At 72.4% G+C, this 15,029-nt stretch carries 15 protein-coding genes; 13 read left to right on the plus strand and 2 right to left on the minus strand.

Features of this window, described 5'->3' with window-relative positions:
- Nucleotides 1-27: 27 nt before the first annotated feature.
- The 4 genes from ACIQWG_RS23225 to ACIQWG_RS23240 all read left to right on the plus strand — a co-directional run bounded on the left by ACIQWG_RS23225 (nt 28) and on the right by ACIQWG_RS23240 (nt 4,083).
- Nucleotides 28-825 carry an aldose 1-epimerase gene (locus tag ACIQWG_RS23225; RefSeq protein ID WP_404098876.1) on the plus strand — a complete coding sequence of 266 codons (798 nt, stop codon included), beginning with the start codon at nt 28-30 and terminating at the stop codon, nt 823-825.
- 10 nt (nt 826-835) lie between these two features.
- Nucleotides 836-1,384, plus strand: coding sequence for an orotate phosphoribosyltransferase (pyrE, locus tag ACIQWG_RS23230; RefSeq protein WP_404098878.1), 549 nt, complete (start codon nt 836-838; stop codon nt 1,382-1,384).
- A gap of 138 nt (nt 1,385-1,522) precedes the next feature.
- The gene (gene fbaA / locus ACIQWG_RS23235; RefSeq protein ID WP_404098880.1) at nt 1,523-2,545 is read left to right on the plus strand and encodes a class II fructose-bisphosphate aldolase; all 1,023 of its coding nucleotides are present in this window, start codon (nt 1,523-1,525) and stop codon (nt 2,543-2,545) included.
- 59 nt (nt 2,546-2,604) lie between these two features.
- The gene (locus ACIQWG_RS23240; protein WP_404098882.1) at nt 2,605-4,083 is read left to right on the plus strand and encodes an MFS transporter; all 1,479 of its coding nucleotides are present in this window, start codon (nt 2,605-2,607) and stop codon (nt 4,081-4,083) included.
- Nucleotides 4,084-4,116: 33 nt separating this feature from the next.
- Here ACIQWG_RS23240 and ACIQWG_RS23245 read toward each other — a convergent pair whose 3' ends face one another.
- A complete protein-coding gene (locus ACIQWG_RS23245; RefSeq protein ID WP_404098884.1) occupies nt 4,117-4,626 on the minus strand; it encodes a MarR family winged helix-turn-helix transcriptional regulator in 510 nt (169 codons plus the stop codon).
- Nucleotides 4,627-4,843: 217 nt separating this feature from the next.
- Between ACIQWG_RS23245 and ACIQWG_RS23250 the strand changes: the two genes are divergently transcribed.
- From ACIQWG_RS23250 to kynU, 5 genes are all read left to right on the plus strand, one after another.
- Nucleotides 4,844-5,692, plus strand: coding sequence for an alpha/beta fold hydrolase (locus tag ACIQWG_RS23250; RefSeq protein ID WP_404098886.1), 849 nt, complete (start codon nt 4,844-4,846; stop codon nt 5,690-5,692).
- A 44-nt stretch (nt 5,693-5,736) separates the two neighbouring features.
- Nucleotides 5,737-6,765, plus strand: a complete 1,029-nt coding sequence (locus ACIQWG_RS23255; RefSeq protein ID WP_404098888.1) for a methyltransferase — start codon at nt 5,737-5,739, stop codon at nt 6,763-6,765.
- Nucleotides 6,766-6,890: 125 nt separating this feature from the next.
- Entirely contained in the window at nt 6,891-7,304 is a 414-nt protein-coding gene (locus tag ACIQWG_RS23260) for a DUF3151 domain-containing protein (RefSeq protein ID WP_404098891.1), read from the plus strand.
- Between the two features lie 141 nt (nt 7,305-7,445).
- The gene (locus ACIQWG_RS23265; RefSeq protein ID WP_404098893.1) at nt 7,446-8,294 is read left to right on the plus strand and encodes a tryptophan 2,3-dioxygenase family protein; all 849 of its coding nucleotides are present in this window, start codon (nt 7,446-7,448) and stop codon (nt 8,292-8,294) included.
- Nucleotides 8,287-9,489, plus strand: a complete 1,203-nt coding sequence (gene kynU / locus ACIQWG_RS23270; protein WP_404098895.1) for a kynureninase — start codon at nt 8,287-8,289, stop codon at nt 9,487-9,489. The genes ACIQWG_RS23265 and kynU overlap by 8 nt, the downstream gene beginning before the upstream one ends.
- Here kynU and ACIQWG_RS23275 read toward each other — a convergent pair.
- Entirely contained in the window at nt 9,486-10,088 is a 603-nt protein-coding gene (locus ACIQWG_RS23275) for a TetR/AcrR family transcriptional regulator (RefSeq protein WP_404098896.1), read from the minus strand. The two genes, kynU and ACIQWG_RS23275, sit on opposite strands and share 4 nt — an antisense overlap.
- 209 nt (nt 10,089-10,297) lie before the next feature.
- Here ACIQWG_RS23275 and ACIQWG_RS23280 point away from each other — a divergent pair, with 209 nt between their 5' ends.
- From ACIQWG_RS23280 to ACIQWG_RS23295, 4 genes are all read left to right on the plus strand, one after another.
- Nucleotides 10,298-11,188: an alpha/beta hydrolase family protein gene (locus ACIQWG_RS23280; RefSeq protein ID WP_404098899.1), complete on the plus strand. Its 891-nt coding sequence runs from the start codon at nt 10,298-10,300 to the stop codon at nt 11,186-11,188.
- 152 nt (nt 11,189-11,340) lie between these two features.
- Nucleotides 11,341-12,414 carry an alpha/beta hydrolase gene (locus tag ACIQWG_RS23285; RefSeq protein ID WP_404098901.1) on the plus strand — a complete coding sequence of 358 codons (1,074 nt, stop codon included), beginning with the start codon at nt 11,341-11,343 and terminating at the stop codon, nt 12,412-12,414.
- Nucleotides 12,407-13,672 carry an acyltransferase gene (locus ACIQWG_RS23290; protein WP_404098903.1) on the plus strand — a complete coding sequence of 422 codons (1,266 nt, stop codon included), beginning with the start codon at nt 12,407-12,409 and terminating at the stop codon, nt 13,670-13,672. Before ACIQWG_RS23285 ends, ACIQWG_RS23290 begins: the two co-directional genes overlap by 8 nt.
- Entirely contained in the window at nt 13,665-15,020 is a 1,356-nt protein-coding gene (locus ACIQWG_RS23295) for a sensor histidine kinase (protein ID WP_404098905.1), read from the plus strand. Before ACIQWG_RS23290 ends, ACIQWG_RS23295 begins: the two co-directional genes overlap by 8 nt.
- Nucleotides 15,021-15,029 lie beyond the last annotated feature (9 nt).

Consider the following 15,029-nt stretch of genomic DNA (forward strand, 5'->3'; position numbering starts at 1 on the left):
CCTTGATCGGCCCAGTAGGGTCGTGCCGTGCGTAACGAACACATCACGCTGACCGCGGGTGACGCGGAGGTGGACGTGCTGCCGGGCAACGGCGGGCGGGTCGGGGGGCTTCGCGTCGGCGGGACCGAGCTGTTGCGGCAGGGGGAGCGGTTCGGGTGCTTTCCCATGGTCCCCTGGTGCGGCCGGATCAGGGACGGTCGGTTCCTGGACGGGGCCCAGATGCGGCAGATGCCGCTCAACGCCCCGCCGCACGCCATCCACGGCACCGCCCGCGACGGCGCCTGGAACGTCGCCCGCGTCACCGATGACGAAGCCGTCATCACCTATGACCTGGTCGAGCCGTGGCCCTACGCCGGTCGCGTCACCCACGCCGTCGCGCTCACCCCGGACAGCCTCAGCCTCACCATGTCCGTCGAGACGTACGAGACGTCCTTCCCGGCCCAGATCGGCTGGCACCCCTGGTTCAACCGCACCCTCGGCGGCGACGGCGACCAGGACGTCCTGCTCGACTTCAGCCCCGCCTGGCAGGAGGAACGCGGGGACGACCACCTGCCCACCGGGAACCGGATCGACCCCCGCCCCGGCCCCTGGGACGACTGCTTCGGCATGCCCGACGGCGTCGACGTCACCCTGACCTGGCCGGGGCGGCTGGAGCTGAAGGTGAGCAGCCGCGAGCAGTGGGTGGTGGTGTACGACGAACAGGAGGCCGCCGTCTGCATCGAGCCGCAGACCGGGCCGCCCAACGGGCTCAACACCCGACCCCGCCTGGTCACACCCCTGGAACCGCTGGAGGCCACCACCGTCTGGCGCTGGCGGCGCCTCTAAGCTGGGCGGCATGACTGACGTACGCGGTGAGCTGCTGGAACAGATCAAGAACAAGGCCGTGGTGCACGGCAAGGTCACCCTGTCCTCGGGGCTGGAGGCCGACTACTACGTCGACCTGCGCCGCATCACCCTCGACGGCGAGGCGGCCCCGCTGGTCGGTCAGGTGCTGCTCGACCTGACCGCGGAGCTCCAGTTCGACGCGGTGGGCGGCCTGACCATGGGCGCCGACCCCGTCGCCGCCGCCATGCTGCACGCCGCCGCCGCGCGCGGGAAGCGGCTGGACGCCTTTGTCGTGCGCAAGGCCGCCAAGGCGCACGGGCTCCAGCGCCGGGTCGAGGGGCCGGACATCGCCGGCCGCCGTGTGCTCGTCGTCGAGGACACCTCCACCACCGGCGGTTCCCCGCTCACCGCCGTCGAGGCCGTGCGCGAGGCCGGCGCCGAGGTCGTCGCCGTCGCGACCATCGTCGACCGGGCCACCGGCGCCGCCGAAAAGATCCAGGAGGGCGCGGGGGTGCCGTACCTGTTCGCGTACTCCAAGGACGAGCTGGGCCTGGACTGAGACGGCACTCGGAGCATCCCGGTTCGTCTGGAAAGATGTGCCCCGACGACGACGTCACACCCCCCAAGGTCTAGGTCAGGGCCGTAAGAAAAACGCCGTACGCAGTACGTCAACCCGCACACTCCAAGGAGCGGACAGATGCCCATCGCAACCCCCGAGGTCTACAACGAGATGCTCGACCGGGCGAAGGCAGGCAAGTTCGCCTACCCGGCCATCAACGTGACCTCCTCCCAGACCCTGCACGCGGCCCTGCGCGGCTTCGCGGAGGCGGAGAGCGACGGCATCATCCAGATCTCCACGGGTGGTGCCGAGTTCCTCGGCGGCCAGCACAGCAAGGACATGGTCACCGGCGCCGTCGCCCTGGCCGAGTTCGCGCACATCGTCGCCAAGAAGTACGACATCACCGTCGCCCTGCACACGGACCACTGCCCGAAGGACAAGCTCGACGGGTACGTACGGCCGCTGATCGCCGTGTCCGAGGAGCGTGTCGCGCGCGGCGAGAACCCGCTCTTCCAGTCGCACATGTGGGACGGCTCGGCCGAGACGCTCGCCGACAACCTCGCCATCGCCCAGGAGCTCCTGGAGCGCACCCGCGCTGCCAAGATCATCCTTGAGGTCGAGATCACCCCGACCGGTGGCGAGGAGGACGGTGTCTCGCACGAGATCAACGACTCCCTGTACACGACGGTCGACGACGCGATCCGCACCGCCGAGGCGCTCGGCCTGGGCGAGAAGGGCCGCTACCTGCTCGCCGCGTCCTTCGGCAACGTCCACGGTGTGTACAAGCCGGGCAACGTCGTGCTCCGTCCCGAGCTGCTGAAGGAGCTCAACGAGGGCGTCGCCGCCAAGTACGGCAAGGCGTCCCCGTTCGACTTCGTCTTCCACGGCGGCTCCGGCTCCTCCGCCGAGGAGATCGCGACCGCGCTGGACAACGGCGTCGTCAAGATGAACATCGACACCGACACCCAGTACGCCTTCACGCGTCCGGTGGCGGCCCACATGTTCCAGAACTACGACGGCGTCCTGAAGGTCGACGGCGAGGTCGGCTCCAAGAAGACCTACGACCCGCGCACCTGGGGCAAGCTGGCCGAGGCGAGCATGGCCGCGCGGGTGACGGAGGCCTGCGCCCACCTGCGGTCCGCGGGTACGCGGATCAAGTAGCCGTTGCGGATGCAGCGAGCCCGGTGCTACGGCACCGGGCTCGCTGTATACCTGGGGTCATGCCCGACGTCCGGATGGCCTCCCCGCAAGGCAAGTGGATTCTGCTCACCACCGTCCTCGGCTCCAGCATGGCGTTGCTGGACTCGACCGTCGTCAACGTCGCCCTCCCCCGGATCGGCGAGGACCTGGACGCGAACCTGTCCGCCCTCCAGTGGACGGTCAACGCCTACACCCTCGCCCTCGCCGGTCTGATCCTCCTCGGCGGTTCGCTGGGCGATCGCTACGGCCGCCGCAAGATCTTCGTCATCGGCGTCGTCTGGTTCGCCGCGGCCTCGCTGTTGTGCGGGCTCGCCCCGAACGCCGGATTCCTCATCGCCGCGCGGACTTTGCAGGGCATCGGCGGCGCGCTTCTCACCCCCGGTTCCCTCGCGTTGATCCAGGCGTCCTTCCACCCCGATGACCGGGCCCGGGCGGTGGGCCTGTGGTCCGGTTTCGGCGGGATCGGCGCGGCCGTCGGCCCGTTCCTGGGCGGCTGGCTGGTCGACGGGCCCGGCTGGCGCTGGGTCTTCCTCCTCAACGTCCCGCTGGCGCTGCTGTGCGTCCCCATCGCCCTGCACCATGTCCCCGAGTCCGGTGGGGGAGGGTCCAAGCACGGCCGCTTCGACGTGCTGGGCGCGGCTCTCGGAGCGCTGTCCCTCGCGCTGGTGACGTACGCGCTGATCGAGGCCCGCGACGGGTCCCTGGCCATCGTGCTCACCGCGGTCGCGGGTGTCGCCGCCGGGATCGCCTTCGTGTACGTCGAGAAGCGGCGGGCCGACCCGATGATGCCGCTCGACATCTTCGCGTCGCGTCAGTTCACCGCGGTCAACCTGGTCACCGTGTGCGTGTACGCGGCCCTCGGCGGCTTCTTCTTCCTGGCCGCGCTCCAGCTCCAGGTCGTCTCCGGCTACTCGGCCCTCCAGGCCGGTACGGCGCTGCTGCCGACGACCGTGCTGATGCTGCTGTTCTCCGCCAGGTCCGGCGCTCTGGCCGACAAGATCGGCCCGCGCATCCCGCTCACCGTCGGGCCGCTGGTGGGTGCGGCGGGCCTGTTGCTGATGCTGCGCGTCGGCCCGGACGCCTCGTACGTCGCCGACGTCCTGCCCGCCGTCTGTGTCTTCGGCCTCGGCCTGGTCATCCTGGTCGCCCCGCTGACCGCCACCGTCCTCGCCTCCGTGAGTGTCGCCCGCGCGGGCCTGGCCAGCGGCATCAACAACGCGGCGGCCCGCGCGGCCGGCCTGATCGCGGTGGCCGCGCTGCCGCTGCTGGCCGGCATGAGCGAGGAGGCCTACCGCTCGGCCGACGCCTTCGACGACGCGTTCGGCCGGGCGATGGTGATCTGCGCGGGCGTCATGGTCCTGGGTGCGCTGGTCGCCTTCGCGACGGTACGGCCCCTCCCACCGGACTGCCGCCGCCCGGAGTGCCTCCACCACGGAAGCGTCACGTCACCGCCGTTGGAGGGGCAGCGGAGCAGGGGGCGGCTGGAGCCGGGCGACTAGTCGGGGGAGCGGGCCCGGAGTGGGTGCGTCCCCCTATGCGCGGGACGCCTTCGCGGGGGCCGTGTCGGCGGTGTGCCGCATGACGTTGGCCGTCAGCCGGCCCAGCAGGTCCCGCGCGGTCGCGAACTCCTCGTCGGTCAGGCCCATGGCGTCTCCGATGGCGAGGGGGACGGCGCGGATGTGGTGGCTGAGTGCGCTGCCCTGCGGGGTGAGGGCCACTTCCACCACCCGTTCGTCGTCCGCTCGCCGCTGCCGTGCGAGCAGTCCGTTCGCCTCCAGGCGCTTGATCAGCGGTGTCACGGTTCCGTAGTCCAGGTGCAGGGCGGCGACCAGGTCCTTCACGGAGGCGGTGCCGTGCTGCCAGAGCACGACCATCACGAGGTACTGGGGGTAGGTCAGGCCCAGTTGATCCAGCAGGGGCCGGTAGGCGCTGGTCACGGCTCGTGAGGCCGCGTACAGGGTGAAACAGAAGTGGTCTTCCAGGGGCAGCGGGGGCTCGCTGGGGCCGTCGGGTGCGGATGTGTGCCTGTCTTCGTCGCTCATGGCCGACCTTTCCCCTGGTCCTCGGGTTCCGGGCTGTCGTCGGAACCGCTTTGTCCCTATCTCTGTGGGTCCCAGTGTATCGCTGACGAGTTCCTTGCGGACACTTAACTTGTGCACGAGGTAATCGTTCGCTAGGTTTCTCGATGTCACCCCGACCGGGGCGACGGGAAGCACCGGCTGACCGGTGCCCCGGCGATGTGCTTTCAAGGAGAGTCAGATGAACCTCAAGACCGTCTTCCGCAACGGCCGCAAGACCACCGCCGTGCTCGGCGCGGTCGCCGGCGTGGCGGCTGTGTCCCTGGCCGCCACCGCGGGTGCGACCGAGCGCACCGCCCGGCACGACGCTCCGGCGAAGAAGCCCACGGTGGTCCTGGTGCACGGCGCGTTCGCGGACGCTTCCAGCTGGAACGGCGTCATCAAGCGCCTGGAGCGGGACGGCTATCCGGTGGTGGCCCCGGCGAACCCGCTGCGCGGCCTGGCCGGTGACGCCGCATACGTCCGCAGCGTGCTCGACAGCGTCGAGGGGCCGGTCGTGCTGGCGGGCCACTCCTACGGCGGTGCCGTGATCAGTCAGGCGGCCGCCGGCGATCCGGACGTCAAGGCGCTGGTCTACATCGCGGCGTTCACGCCCGAGGTGGGCGAGAGCGCGCTGGAGCTGTCCGGCAAGTTCCCGGGCAGCACGCTGGGCGGGACTCTCGCCTCGGTGCCGTTCCCGCTGGCGGGCGGTGGGACCGGTACCGACCTGTACATCAAGGCCGATAAGTTCCATGACCAGTTCGCCGCCGACGTCCCGGAGTCGGTCACCGATCTGATGGCCGCCACCCAGCGTCCGGTGGCCGCGTCCGCCCTGGAGGAGAAGGCGACCGAGGCCGCCTGGAAGACCATCCCCTCCTGGAACCTGATCGCCACCGAGGACTACAACATCCCGCCGGCCGCCCAGCGCTTCATGGCCGAACGCGCCCACGCCCACACCGCCGAGGTCAAGGCCTCCCACGCCGTGTCGGTCTCGCGTCCGGGCGCGGTGGCCCGGCTGATCGAGCGGGCCGCCCAGGCCGCCGTCCGCTGAACTCCCGCACGACTCGCGGCCCCACCGACACAAGGAGCAATGGCATGACCACGGCAGACATACCGGCCGAGGCGCGGGATCACCAGCGCATGATGGGCATGGTGACGGGCTACTGGGTGACCCAGATCGTCCGTGCCGCGGCCTTGTACAACCTCGCGGACCACCTGGCGTCGGGGACGAACACCCCCGAGGCGATCGCCGACGCGGAGTCGACCGACCCGGACGCCACTCGTCGTCTCCTGCGCACCTGCGCGTCGCTGGGCCTGATGACGTCGCAGGACGGTGTCCACTTCACCGGTACGTCCCTGCTCGGCACCTTGCGCAAGGACGCCCCCAACTCGCTGCACCACTTCGCGGTTTCGCAGTCCGCGCCGGGGCACTGGCTGCCGTGGGGCCGGTTCCCGGAGGCCGTCCGCACCGGTGAGCACCAGGTGACGGCCGCTCACGCGGACGCGAGCATCTTCGACTACTTCGCACGCCGGCCCGAGGAGGCGTCCCTCTTCACCGAGTCCATGACCAATCTGTCGGTCGCCGCCGCCGGGGACATCGCCGCGGTCCTCGACACCGAGGGCGTCAAGCTCGCCCTGGACGTCGGCGGTGCGGCCGGCCATGTGGTCCGCGCGATGATGAAGGCCGATCCGGAACTCCACGGCGGCGTCCTCGACCTGCCGCACATCGTCCCCGCCGCCGCCGAGGCCGCCCGGGCCGACGGGATGGCGGAGCGCTTCACCGTCGTCGGCGGCGACTTCTTCGAGGAGGTCCCGCCCGCGGACCTCTACGTACTGAAGTACATCCTCCACGACTGGGACGACGACAGCTGTGTCCGCATCCTGAAGAACTGCGCCTCCTCGTTGCTCGAAGGCGGCCGCGTCGTCGTGGTGGACCACCTCGTCGGTGCCGTCGGGGAGCCCGGACTCGCTCCGCTGATGGACATGAACATGCTCGGCATGACCGGCGGCAGGGAGCGGGAGACAGCCGAGTTCGACGCGCTGTTCGCCGCGGCCGGTCTGCGGCGGGTGAAGGTGAGCACGGCCGGGGCGTTCGCCGTGATCGAAGCGGTTCCCGCGGCCTGAGCCATCCCGCCACTCCGTCCTGCGACGCCGGTCCGGGCAAGGTCTGCCCGGCCGGCGTTCGGGGGTGAGGCCGGTCAAGGGCGCCCCAGGCTGCCGCACCGGCCCGATGGGCCAGACTGGACCACATGTCCATTCACGAGAACCTTCTCGGGGGCCCGCCCCCGACCCACCTCCCCGACGACCCGGAGCCGCGTGAGCTGCTCGCCGGCGGCACCGCCCCCGCGGACGTCGCCGCGAAGCACCCGACCTCCTCGCTGGCCTGGGCCCAGCTGGCCGACGACGCCTTCGAGCGGGGCAGCGTCGTGGAGTCGTACGCCTACGCCCGTACGGGCTACCACCGCGGTCTGGACTCCCTGCGCCGCAACGGATGGAAGGGTCACGGCCCCGTCCCCTGGGAGCACGAGCCGAACCGCGGCTTCCTGCGCGCCCTGCACGGCCTCGCCCGCGCCGCCGGATCGATCGGCGAGCAGGAGGAGTACGAGCGCTGCACGCAGTTCCTGAAGGACTCCTCGCCGACCGCGGCACAGACGCTGGGTTAGGCCCCGCGTGAGGCCCGCCCCATGTGATCAGGCGGGCCTTGCGCTGCCCCGGGCGATCCCTGAGGATGCCGGTGGGGACCGGGGCCCCTTTGCCGATAACGGCAGGGCGGACCGCTACCCGGAGTAACACAGGAGACAGCGATGTCCCAGCAGGCTCAGAGGTCCACGCAGACTCAGGAGCCCGAGACGCCGAATCTCGACTTCGCCGGCACGACGCCCTACGAGGACTACGTCAAGGCGGACGTGCTCACCCACCTCCAGCACACCCTCTCCGACGACCCCGGAGAGATGGTCTTCCTGGTCACGACCCAGGTGATGGAGCTGTGGTTCACGGTCATCGTCCATGAGTGGGAGACCGCCGCCCGCGCCCTGCGCGAGGACCGGCCGGCCGTGGCGATCGACGCCCTGAAGCGTTCCGTGCGGGAACTGGAGGCCCTGAACTCCTCCTGGAAGCCGCTCGGCCAGCTCACCCCGGCCCAGTTCAACTCCTACCGCAGCGCCCTCGGCGAGGGCTCCGGCTTCCAGTCGGCGATGTACCGCCGGATGGAGTTCCTGCTCGCCGAGAAGTCCGCGTCCATGCTGGTCCCGCACCGCGGCGCCCCGCGCGTCCACGCGGAACTGGAGAAGGCCCTGCACGAGCCGAGCCTCTACGACGAGGTGCTGCGCTTCCTCGCCCGGCGCGGCTGCGCGATCCCCGAGGCGGTGCTCAAGCGTGACGTCTCGCGCCGGTACGAGCCCACCGAGGCGGTCGAGGCCGCCTGGACCGCGATCTACGCCGGCGACCAGAACTCCGAACTCGCCCGTCTGGGCGAGGCGTTGACCGACGTCGCCGAGCTCGTGTGGCGCTGGCGCAACGACCACCTGGTCGCCACCCGGCGCGCGATGGGCGCCAAGGCCGGCACCGGCGGCTCGGCCGGCGTGGCCTGGCTGGAGAAGCGCGCGCAGAAGAACGTCTTCCCGGAGCTGTGGACGGCGAGGTCCCATGTCTGAGCCGGTGGTGAGGGCGGGCGCGCTCGACGCCGCCGACGAGCTGGCCGCGGTCCGCAAGCAGTTCGTGCTGCACGACGACGTCGTCTATCTCGACGGCAACTCCCTGGGCGCCCTGCCCGCGAACGTCCCCGGCCGCGTCGAGGACGTCGTACGCCGGCAGTGGGGCGAGCTGCGGATCCGGTCGTGGAACGAGAGCGGCTGGTGGACCGCGCCGGAGCGGATCGGCGACCGGATCGCCCCGCTGGTCGGCGCGGCGCCCGGGCAGATCGTGGTCGGCGACTCGACAAGCGTCAATGTCTTCAAGGCGCTTGTGGCCGCCGTGCGCATCGCCGGGGACGAGCGCGACGAGATCCTCGTCGACGCGACCACCTTCCCCACCGACGGCTACATCGCCGAGTCGGCGGCCCGGATGACCGGCCGGACGCTACGGCCGGTGACGCCCGCCGAGGTGCCGGACGCGCTGAGCGGCCGTACGGCCGCGGTGCTGCTCAACCACGTCGACTACCGCACCGGCCGCCTGCACGACCTGCCGTCCCTGACGGCCGCCGTGCACACGGCGGGCGCGCTCGCCGTGTGGGACCTGTGCCACAGCGCGGGCGCGCTGCCGGTCGGGCTCGACGAGCACGGCGTGGACCTGGCCGTCGGCTGCACCTACAAGTACCTGAACGGCGGCCCCGGTTCACCGGCGTACCTGTACGTGCGCCAGGCCCTCCAGGACCGCTTCGACTCCCCGCTGCCCGGCTGGAACTCGCACACCGAGCCGTTCGGCATGCGTCCCGCCTACGAGCCGGCCGCCGGCGCCCTGCGCGGCCGCGTCGGCACGCCGGACATCCTCTCCATGCTCGCCCTGGAGGCGGCTCTGGAGGTCTGGGACGGGGTGTCGATCGAGGCGGTACGGGCCAAGTCGCTCGCGCTGACCGACTTCTTCCTGGAGTGCGTCGGGGCGTATGTGCCCGAGGGACGCGTGGAGTCGGTGACCCCGGTGGCCCACGGGGAGCGCGGCAGCCAGGTGGCGCTGCGCTGCGCGGACGCCGGGGACGTGATGCGGCGGTTGATCGAGCGGGGGGTCGTGGGCGACTTCCGGCACCCCGATGTGCTGCGGTTCGGTTTCACCCCGCTGTACGCCGGGTTCGCGGACGTGGAGCGGGCGGCGCGGGTGCTGGCGGAGGTGCTGGGCGGGGCGGCGCCGCGCTAACCGACGTACACCCCCGCCACGGCGGCGGCGTGCGCGGCGCGTGCGGCACGCTCCGCGGCGGGGGTGTCGGGGACCAGCCCGGTCGTCAGCAACTGGTAGTAGAGGGGCGCAGACACTGCCCGTACGACCGCCTCCGCGTCGGTCCCGGCGGGGAACTCGCCGCGGCCGACGGCCTGGTCCACGCACGGCGCCCACTCCGCGACCCGCACCTCGTAGAACCGCCGCAGCGCCTGCGCCGTCCGCGCGTCGCAGGTCGCCGCGGCGATCACCGCGCGGAACAGCGCACCCTGTCTCGGATCGGCCAACGTCCGCCGCACCAGGGCCGCGTTGGCCCGCAGGTCCCCCAGTGCGGAGCCGGTCTCCTGGCGCGGCGACGACTGCTCGGCCATGTCGGCGAGCAGATCGGCCACCAGCCCGGTCACCGAGCCCCACCGGCGGTACACGGTGGTCTTGCCGACCTCCGCGCGGCGGGCGACGTCCGCGAGGTCGAGGCCGTCGAATCCCTGCTCCGCGAGGACGTCTCCGGCGGCCTGGAGCACGGCGGCGCGGACACGCGCGGTGCGCCCTCCGGGACGTACGGTGCCGGGTTCGGCGGACATTTCGGCCTCCTTGGTGCAGGCGGGGGCCGTGGTGTGCCCCGCACCGCCAGCGTAACGAAACAGCAGAACCGTTTAACCCTCACCGAGCGTGACATCCACGTGTCCGCGCACGTCACCCGCCTGATACCGTCCCCGCCAACGGCCGAATTCGCACCTGGTCCGCCACCCCCCTTTCGTCCAAACCCGTTTCATCGCTGAGAGGTTGGAGCATGCCGGACGACGCCGCAGCTGCCCGGGACGCCGCCGAGGAGGAATCGGCCTTCTCGCACCCGCCCGTCGACCCGGACGCCCTCGCGTCCTACGGCGACCACCCCGACCAGGTGATCGACTTCTACGCGCCCCGCGGCGAGATCCCCGCCGGCGCGCCGGCCCCGCTGGTCGTGCTGCTGCACGGAGGCGCCTGGCGGGCCCGCTACGACCGGCGCCACGTCACGCCGTTCGCGGACTTCCTGGCCCGCCGGGGCTTCGCCGTGGCCAACGTGGAGTACCGGCGCGGGGCGGAGCATCCGGCCGACGGCGACCCGGTCGCCGGCCCGCCCGCCGGCCGCTGGCCGGACACCCTCGACGACATCGCCGCCGCGGTGGACGCGCTGCCCGCGCTCGTACGCGAAACGCTCCCGCAGGCCGACGCGCGCCGCATGGTGCTCACCGGCCACTCCGCCGGCGGCCACCTCGCCCTGTGGGCGGCGGCCCGACATGTCCTCCCGGCGGACGCCCCCTGGCGCACCGACCGGCCCGCGCCCCTGCGCGGTGTGGTCGCCCTCGCCCCGATCGCCGACTTCGACGTCGCCGACAAGCTGGACGTCTGCGGGGGAGCGGCGCGCCAGTTCCTCGGCGGCGGCATGGAGTTCGCGGAGCGCCGGCCGTACGCCGACCCGGCGTTCCTGCTTCCGACGGGCATCGCGACCACGCTCGTCCAGGGCCGCGCGGACATCGTGGTGCCAGCGGCGGTCGCCGAGTCGTACGCGGACGCGGCGGCGAAGTCCGGTGAAGTGGTCGGTCTGACGCTGCTGGAGGACGTCGGCCACTTCCCGCTGATCGATCCGGCGGCCGACGCGTGCGCGGTGGTGGCCGAGGAGATCGCGCAATTGGCCTGGTGAGACGCCGCGTTGACCGCTCCCTCTCATACCCGTAGTACCTGAGAGCTACGTCGCAGGTGAGCTCCCTGGCATGACGCGGACGACACGTCGCGATCCGTAACTTCCCCTCCAGGCAAGCCCGATGGCCGGGCGGACCGGAAGGGAAGACCACCATGGGGCGTACGACGGGGGCGGCCGGGACGAGCGAGCCGCGCGAGGCTCACCGGCCGCGCGGATCCGATCAGGCGGACGAATCGCCGCCGACGGCACCGGGGCCCTGCGGGCGCAGGCGGACCCACCGCCGGCGCCGCGCCCTCCTCGCCGCCCTGATCACCGCCGCCGTGGTCGTCCCGCTGTCCGGCGCCGCACGCCCCGAGATCCCCGCCCCCGCCCCGGCCGCCCTCGCACCGGTCACGGCGGCGACGCTGGACGAGACCTACGCGGCCAACCGTGCCAACGCCGCCGAGGCGTCCCGCATGGCCGCCGCCCACGGCAACCATGAGCGCGCCGCCGCGGTCCGCGCGATGGCCGACCCGTCACGCCGGTTCCTCAGCTACGACGGCCGTGGCGCCGGCCTCGCCACGGAGGTCTTCGGCGACCTCGCCCACGCCGACCGTGTCGCGGTCCTGGTCCCCGGCTCCGACACCTCCATCGACACCTACGACCGCTTCCGCGACGCTGCCCGCGCGCTGCACGAACGCCTCAGCCGGCAGGCCCCGCACGGCACGAGCACCGCGGTGCTGGCCTGGCTCGGCTACGAGACCCCGGGCACGGTGAGCACCACGGTCACCACGACGGACCGCGCCGAGCAAGCCGCCCCGCGACTACGGGAGTTCATACAGCAACTGCGCGCCGTCACCGGCCGGGAGGCCCGGGTCTCCCTGCTCTGCCACTCCTACGGTTCCGTGGTCTGCGGACGCGCCGCCCCCCACCTCGACGTGAACGACATCGCCCTGGTCGGCAGCCCCGGCACCGGCGCGGACAGCGCCGCCGCGCTGCACACCCGGGCCCGCGTCTGGGCGGCGCGCGGCGGTGCCGACTGGGTGGCGGAGGTGCCGCACATCAGCCTCGACCTGCTCGGCACGACCGTCGGCTTCGGCACCGACCCGGTCTCCCCGGCCTTCGGCGCCCGGGTCTTCGCGGCGGGCGACGGCGGCCACAGCGACTACTTCAGGCCGGGCTCGACCTCCCTGACGAACCTGACCCGCATCGTCCTGGGCGAGACCCCGGAGGTCGGCCATGGCTGAGCCGACGACGGCGGCGCGTCCGAAGGGCGCGTGGAAATCGACGGCGGCGCGTCTGAAGGACGCATGGAATGGCGTACGCCGGGGCGCCGCCCAGGTGGACGCCGCCACCCCGGCCGAGCGCGACCGTGCCGTGGACGCCCTGCGGGCCTTCGCGATCCTCGGTGTGGTCCTCGGCCACTGGCTGGTCACGGCCCTGGTGGCGGACGACGGCGGGACCGGTCTGCGCACCGCCAGCCCGCTCCACCATCTGCCCTGGCTGTCCCCGATCTCCTGGATCTTCCAGACCCTCGCCGTGTTCTTCCTGGTCGGCGGTCATGTGGCGACCCGCGGCTACACCTCGGCCCGGCAGCGCGGCACCACCTACGGACAGTGGCTGAGGCTCCGGCTGTCCCGCCTGTTCAGACCGGTGGCGGCCGTCCTCACCCTGTGGACGGTGGCATCGGCGCTGCTGCTCGTCTCGGGCACCGACCCGGACACCGTCCACACACTGGCCAAACTGGCCCTGTCCCCCCTGTGGTTCCTCCTGGTCTTCGCCGCGCTGACGGCGGCGACGCCGCTCCTGCTGCGGCTGCACCCCCTGTGGCCGCTGGCCGTCGTCCTCCATGTGGACCTCCTGCGCTTCGGCCTGGGCGGCCCCGACCGGCTCGGCTGGGTGAACCTGGCGGCGGGCTGGCTGGTGCCGTACACGCTGGGCGCGGCCTGGACCAGGGGCGAACTGGAGCGCCCACGCGCGGGCTGGATCCTGCTGACCGGCGGCGCGGCGGCGACGGCCGCGCTCATCGCCTGGGCGGGCTATCCGGCGTCCATGGTCGGCGTCCCCGGCGCCGGTGTCTCCAACCTCAACCCGCCGACGCTGGCCGCCGTCACCTTCGGGCTGGCCCAGTGCGGCCTGGCGCTGCTTCTGCGCGACCCGCTGCGGCGGGCGATGCGCCGCCCGGTGGCCTGGGCGGCGGCGGCCCTGCTCAACCTCTCCGCGATGACGATCTTCCTGTGGCACCAGACGGCTCTGATGGCCACCACGGCCACGGCCCTGACGGCAGGTCACCTCCCCGGCCTGCACACCCGCCCCGATCACGTGACCTGGGTGGCGGCCCGTCTGGTCTGGCTTCCCCTGTTCACGGTGGCCCTGGCCCTGTGCTGGGCGGCCTTCCGCGTCCATGAACAGGGCCCACGCCGCCCGAGGGGCCGCCGGTCCAGAGTCGTCCGGTCCCAACCGGTCTCCCGCGACAGTGAAACGGAGGCACACCATCATGCCTAGGGTTGGCCATGTGACAGAGGCGGGGACCCAGCACGCGTTCGCGGGCCGCCTGCGGCGCTGGTCGCGGGTGTTGCGCGGCGACCTGTGGACCCTCCGGGCGGATCCGCTGCCTCCCTCGGTGTGGTTGCGCTGGCTGCCGCACGGCCTGCTGTGCCTGGCCGCGCTCGGCATCACGCTCGGCGACATGGCACTGCTTCAGGACAGCGGAGGGCTGGCCTTCGGGCTCGCCTTCCCGGTCGCGATCGCGCAGGGTGGCGCGGTGGTCCTCGCCCTGAGCCGGCCGATCCCGGCCTGGTGGCTGTCGCTGGGGGCCACCGTGGTCGCGGCCCTCGCGGTGCGCCAACGGCTGATGTCCGGCGACGCGCACGACTTCACGTGGCCATGGACGGCTTCCGGCCTCATCGCGCAGCTGCTCGTGCTGCTGCTGCTCGCGCTCCGCGTCCCCACGCGTGTGTCCGCCGAGGCGCTGGTCCTGTCCGCGCTGGTCACCTACCTCCTTCAAGGACTGGTGGGAGCCCCGGACACCCAGAGCACCGGGGCGCTCGCCCTCTCGCTGTTCGCGGTCGCCGTGCTGCTCGGCACGGCGCTGCGCGGTCGCCGGGAGGCCCGGGCCGAACTCGGCCGGCAGGCCACGATCACCGCCGCGGAGCGGTCCCGGCGCACCCTGCTGGAGGAGCGCAGCCGCATCGCACGCGAACTGCACGACGTGGTGGCCCACCACATGTCGGTGATCTCCATCCAGGCCCAGGTGGCCCCGCACCTGGTGGACAACCCCTCCGAGGAGCTGAAGGAGAACCTCTCGGGCATCCGGCAGAACGCCCTGGACGCGCTCACCGAACTGCGCCGGGTGCTGGGCGTCCTGCGCTCCGAGGACCCCGACGGCTCGGAAGACCCCTACGGCCTCGGCGACCTCGGCTCCACGGCCGCCCCCGACGCCCCCCAGCCCAGGCTCGACCGGCTCGACGCGCTCATCGACAACACCCGTGCCGCCGGCCTGGACGTCGTCACCGACATCCGGGGCGAGGCTCCGCCGTACCCCACGGGCGTGGAGCTGTCCGCGTACCGGATCATCCAGGAGGCGCTCAGCAATGCCCTGCGGCACGCACCGGGCTCGCAGGTACGCGTCGAGATCTCCCACGACCACCACGGTCTGCATCTGGGCGTCGTCAACTCCCGCCCGCAGCAACCGGTCCGGCCCTTCTCGGGCGCGGGACACGGCCTGCTCGGCATGCGTGAGCGCGCGGCGATGCTCGGCGGGCATCTCACCGCGGCTCCGACCCAGCACGGCGGATTCGCGGTCTCGGCCTTCCTCCCACGGGGCGACGCCCCACTGACTCACCGCCCCTGACAGGAGAAC

This window comes from Streptomyces sp. NPDC098781, from assembly GCF_044759995.1.
GTDB lineage: Bacteria > Actinomycetota > Actinomycetes > Streptomycetales > Streptomycetaceae > Streptomyces.

Coding starts and splice junctions, on each gene's coding strand:
- pyrE (WP_404098878.1), top strand. CDS start 836: ATGACTGACGTACGCGGTGAGCTGCTGGAACAGATCAAGAACAAGGCC.
- fbaA (WP_404098880.1), top strand. CDS start 1,523: ATGCCCATCGCAACCCCCGAGGTCTACAACGAGATGCTCGACCGGGCG.
- ACIQWG_RS23240 (WP_404098882.1), top strand. CDS start 2,605: ATGCCCGACGTCCGGATGGCCTCCCCGCAAGGCAAGTGGATTCTGCTC.
- ACIQWG_RS23245 (WP_404098884.1), bottom strand. CDS start 4,626: ATGAGCGACGAAGACAGGCACACATCCGCACCCGACGGCCCCAGCGAG.
- ACIQWG_RS23250 (WP_404098886.1), top strand. CDS start 4,844: ATGAACCTCAAGACCGTCTTCCGCAACGGCCGCAAGACCACCGCCGTG.
- ACIQWG_RS23255 (WP_404098888.1), top strand. CDS start 5,737: ATGACCACGGCAGACATACCGGCCGAGGCGCGGGATCACCAGCGCATG.
- ACIQWG_RS23260 (WP_404098891.1), top strand. CDS start 6,891: ATGTCCATTCACGAGAACCTTCTCGGGGGCCCGCCCCCGACCCACCTC.
- ACIQWG_RS23265 (WP_404098893.1), top strand. CDS start 7,446: ATGTCCCAGCAGGCTCAGAGGTCCACGCAGACTCAGGAGCCCGAGACG.
- kynU (WP_404098895.1), top strand. CDS start 8,287: ATGTCTGAGCCGGTGGTGAGGGCGGGCGCGCTCGACGCCGCCGACGAG.
- ACIQWG_RS23275 (WP_404098896.1), bottom strand. CDS start 10,088: ATGTCCGCCGAACCCGGCACCGTACGTCCCGGAGGGCGCACCGCGCGT.
- ACIQWG_RS23280 (WP_404098899.1), top strand. CDS start 10,298: ATGCCGGACGACGCCGCAGCTGCCCGGGACGCCGCCGAGGAGGAATCG.
- ACIQWG_RS23285 (WP_404098901.1), top strand. CDS start 11,341: ATGGGGCGTACGACGGGGGCGGCCGGGACGAGCGAGCCGCGCGAGGCT.
- ACIQWG_RS23290 (WP_404098903.1), top strand. CDS start 12,407: ATGGCTGAGCCGACGACGGCGGCGCGTCCGAAGGGCGCGTGGAAATCG.
- ACIQWG_RS23295 (WP_404098905.1), top strand. CDS start 13,665: ATGCCTAGGGTTGGCCATGTGACAGAGGCGGGGACCCAGCACGCGTTC.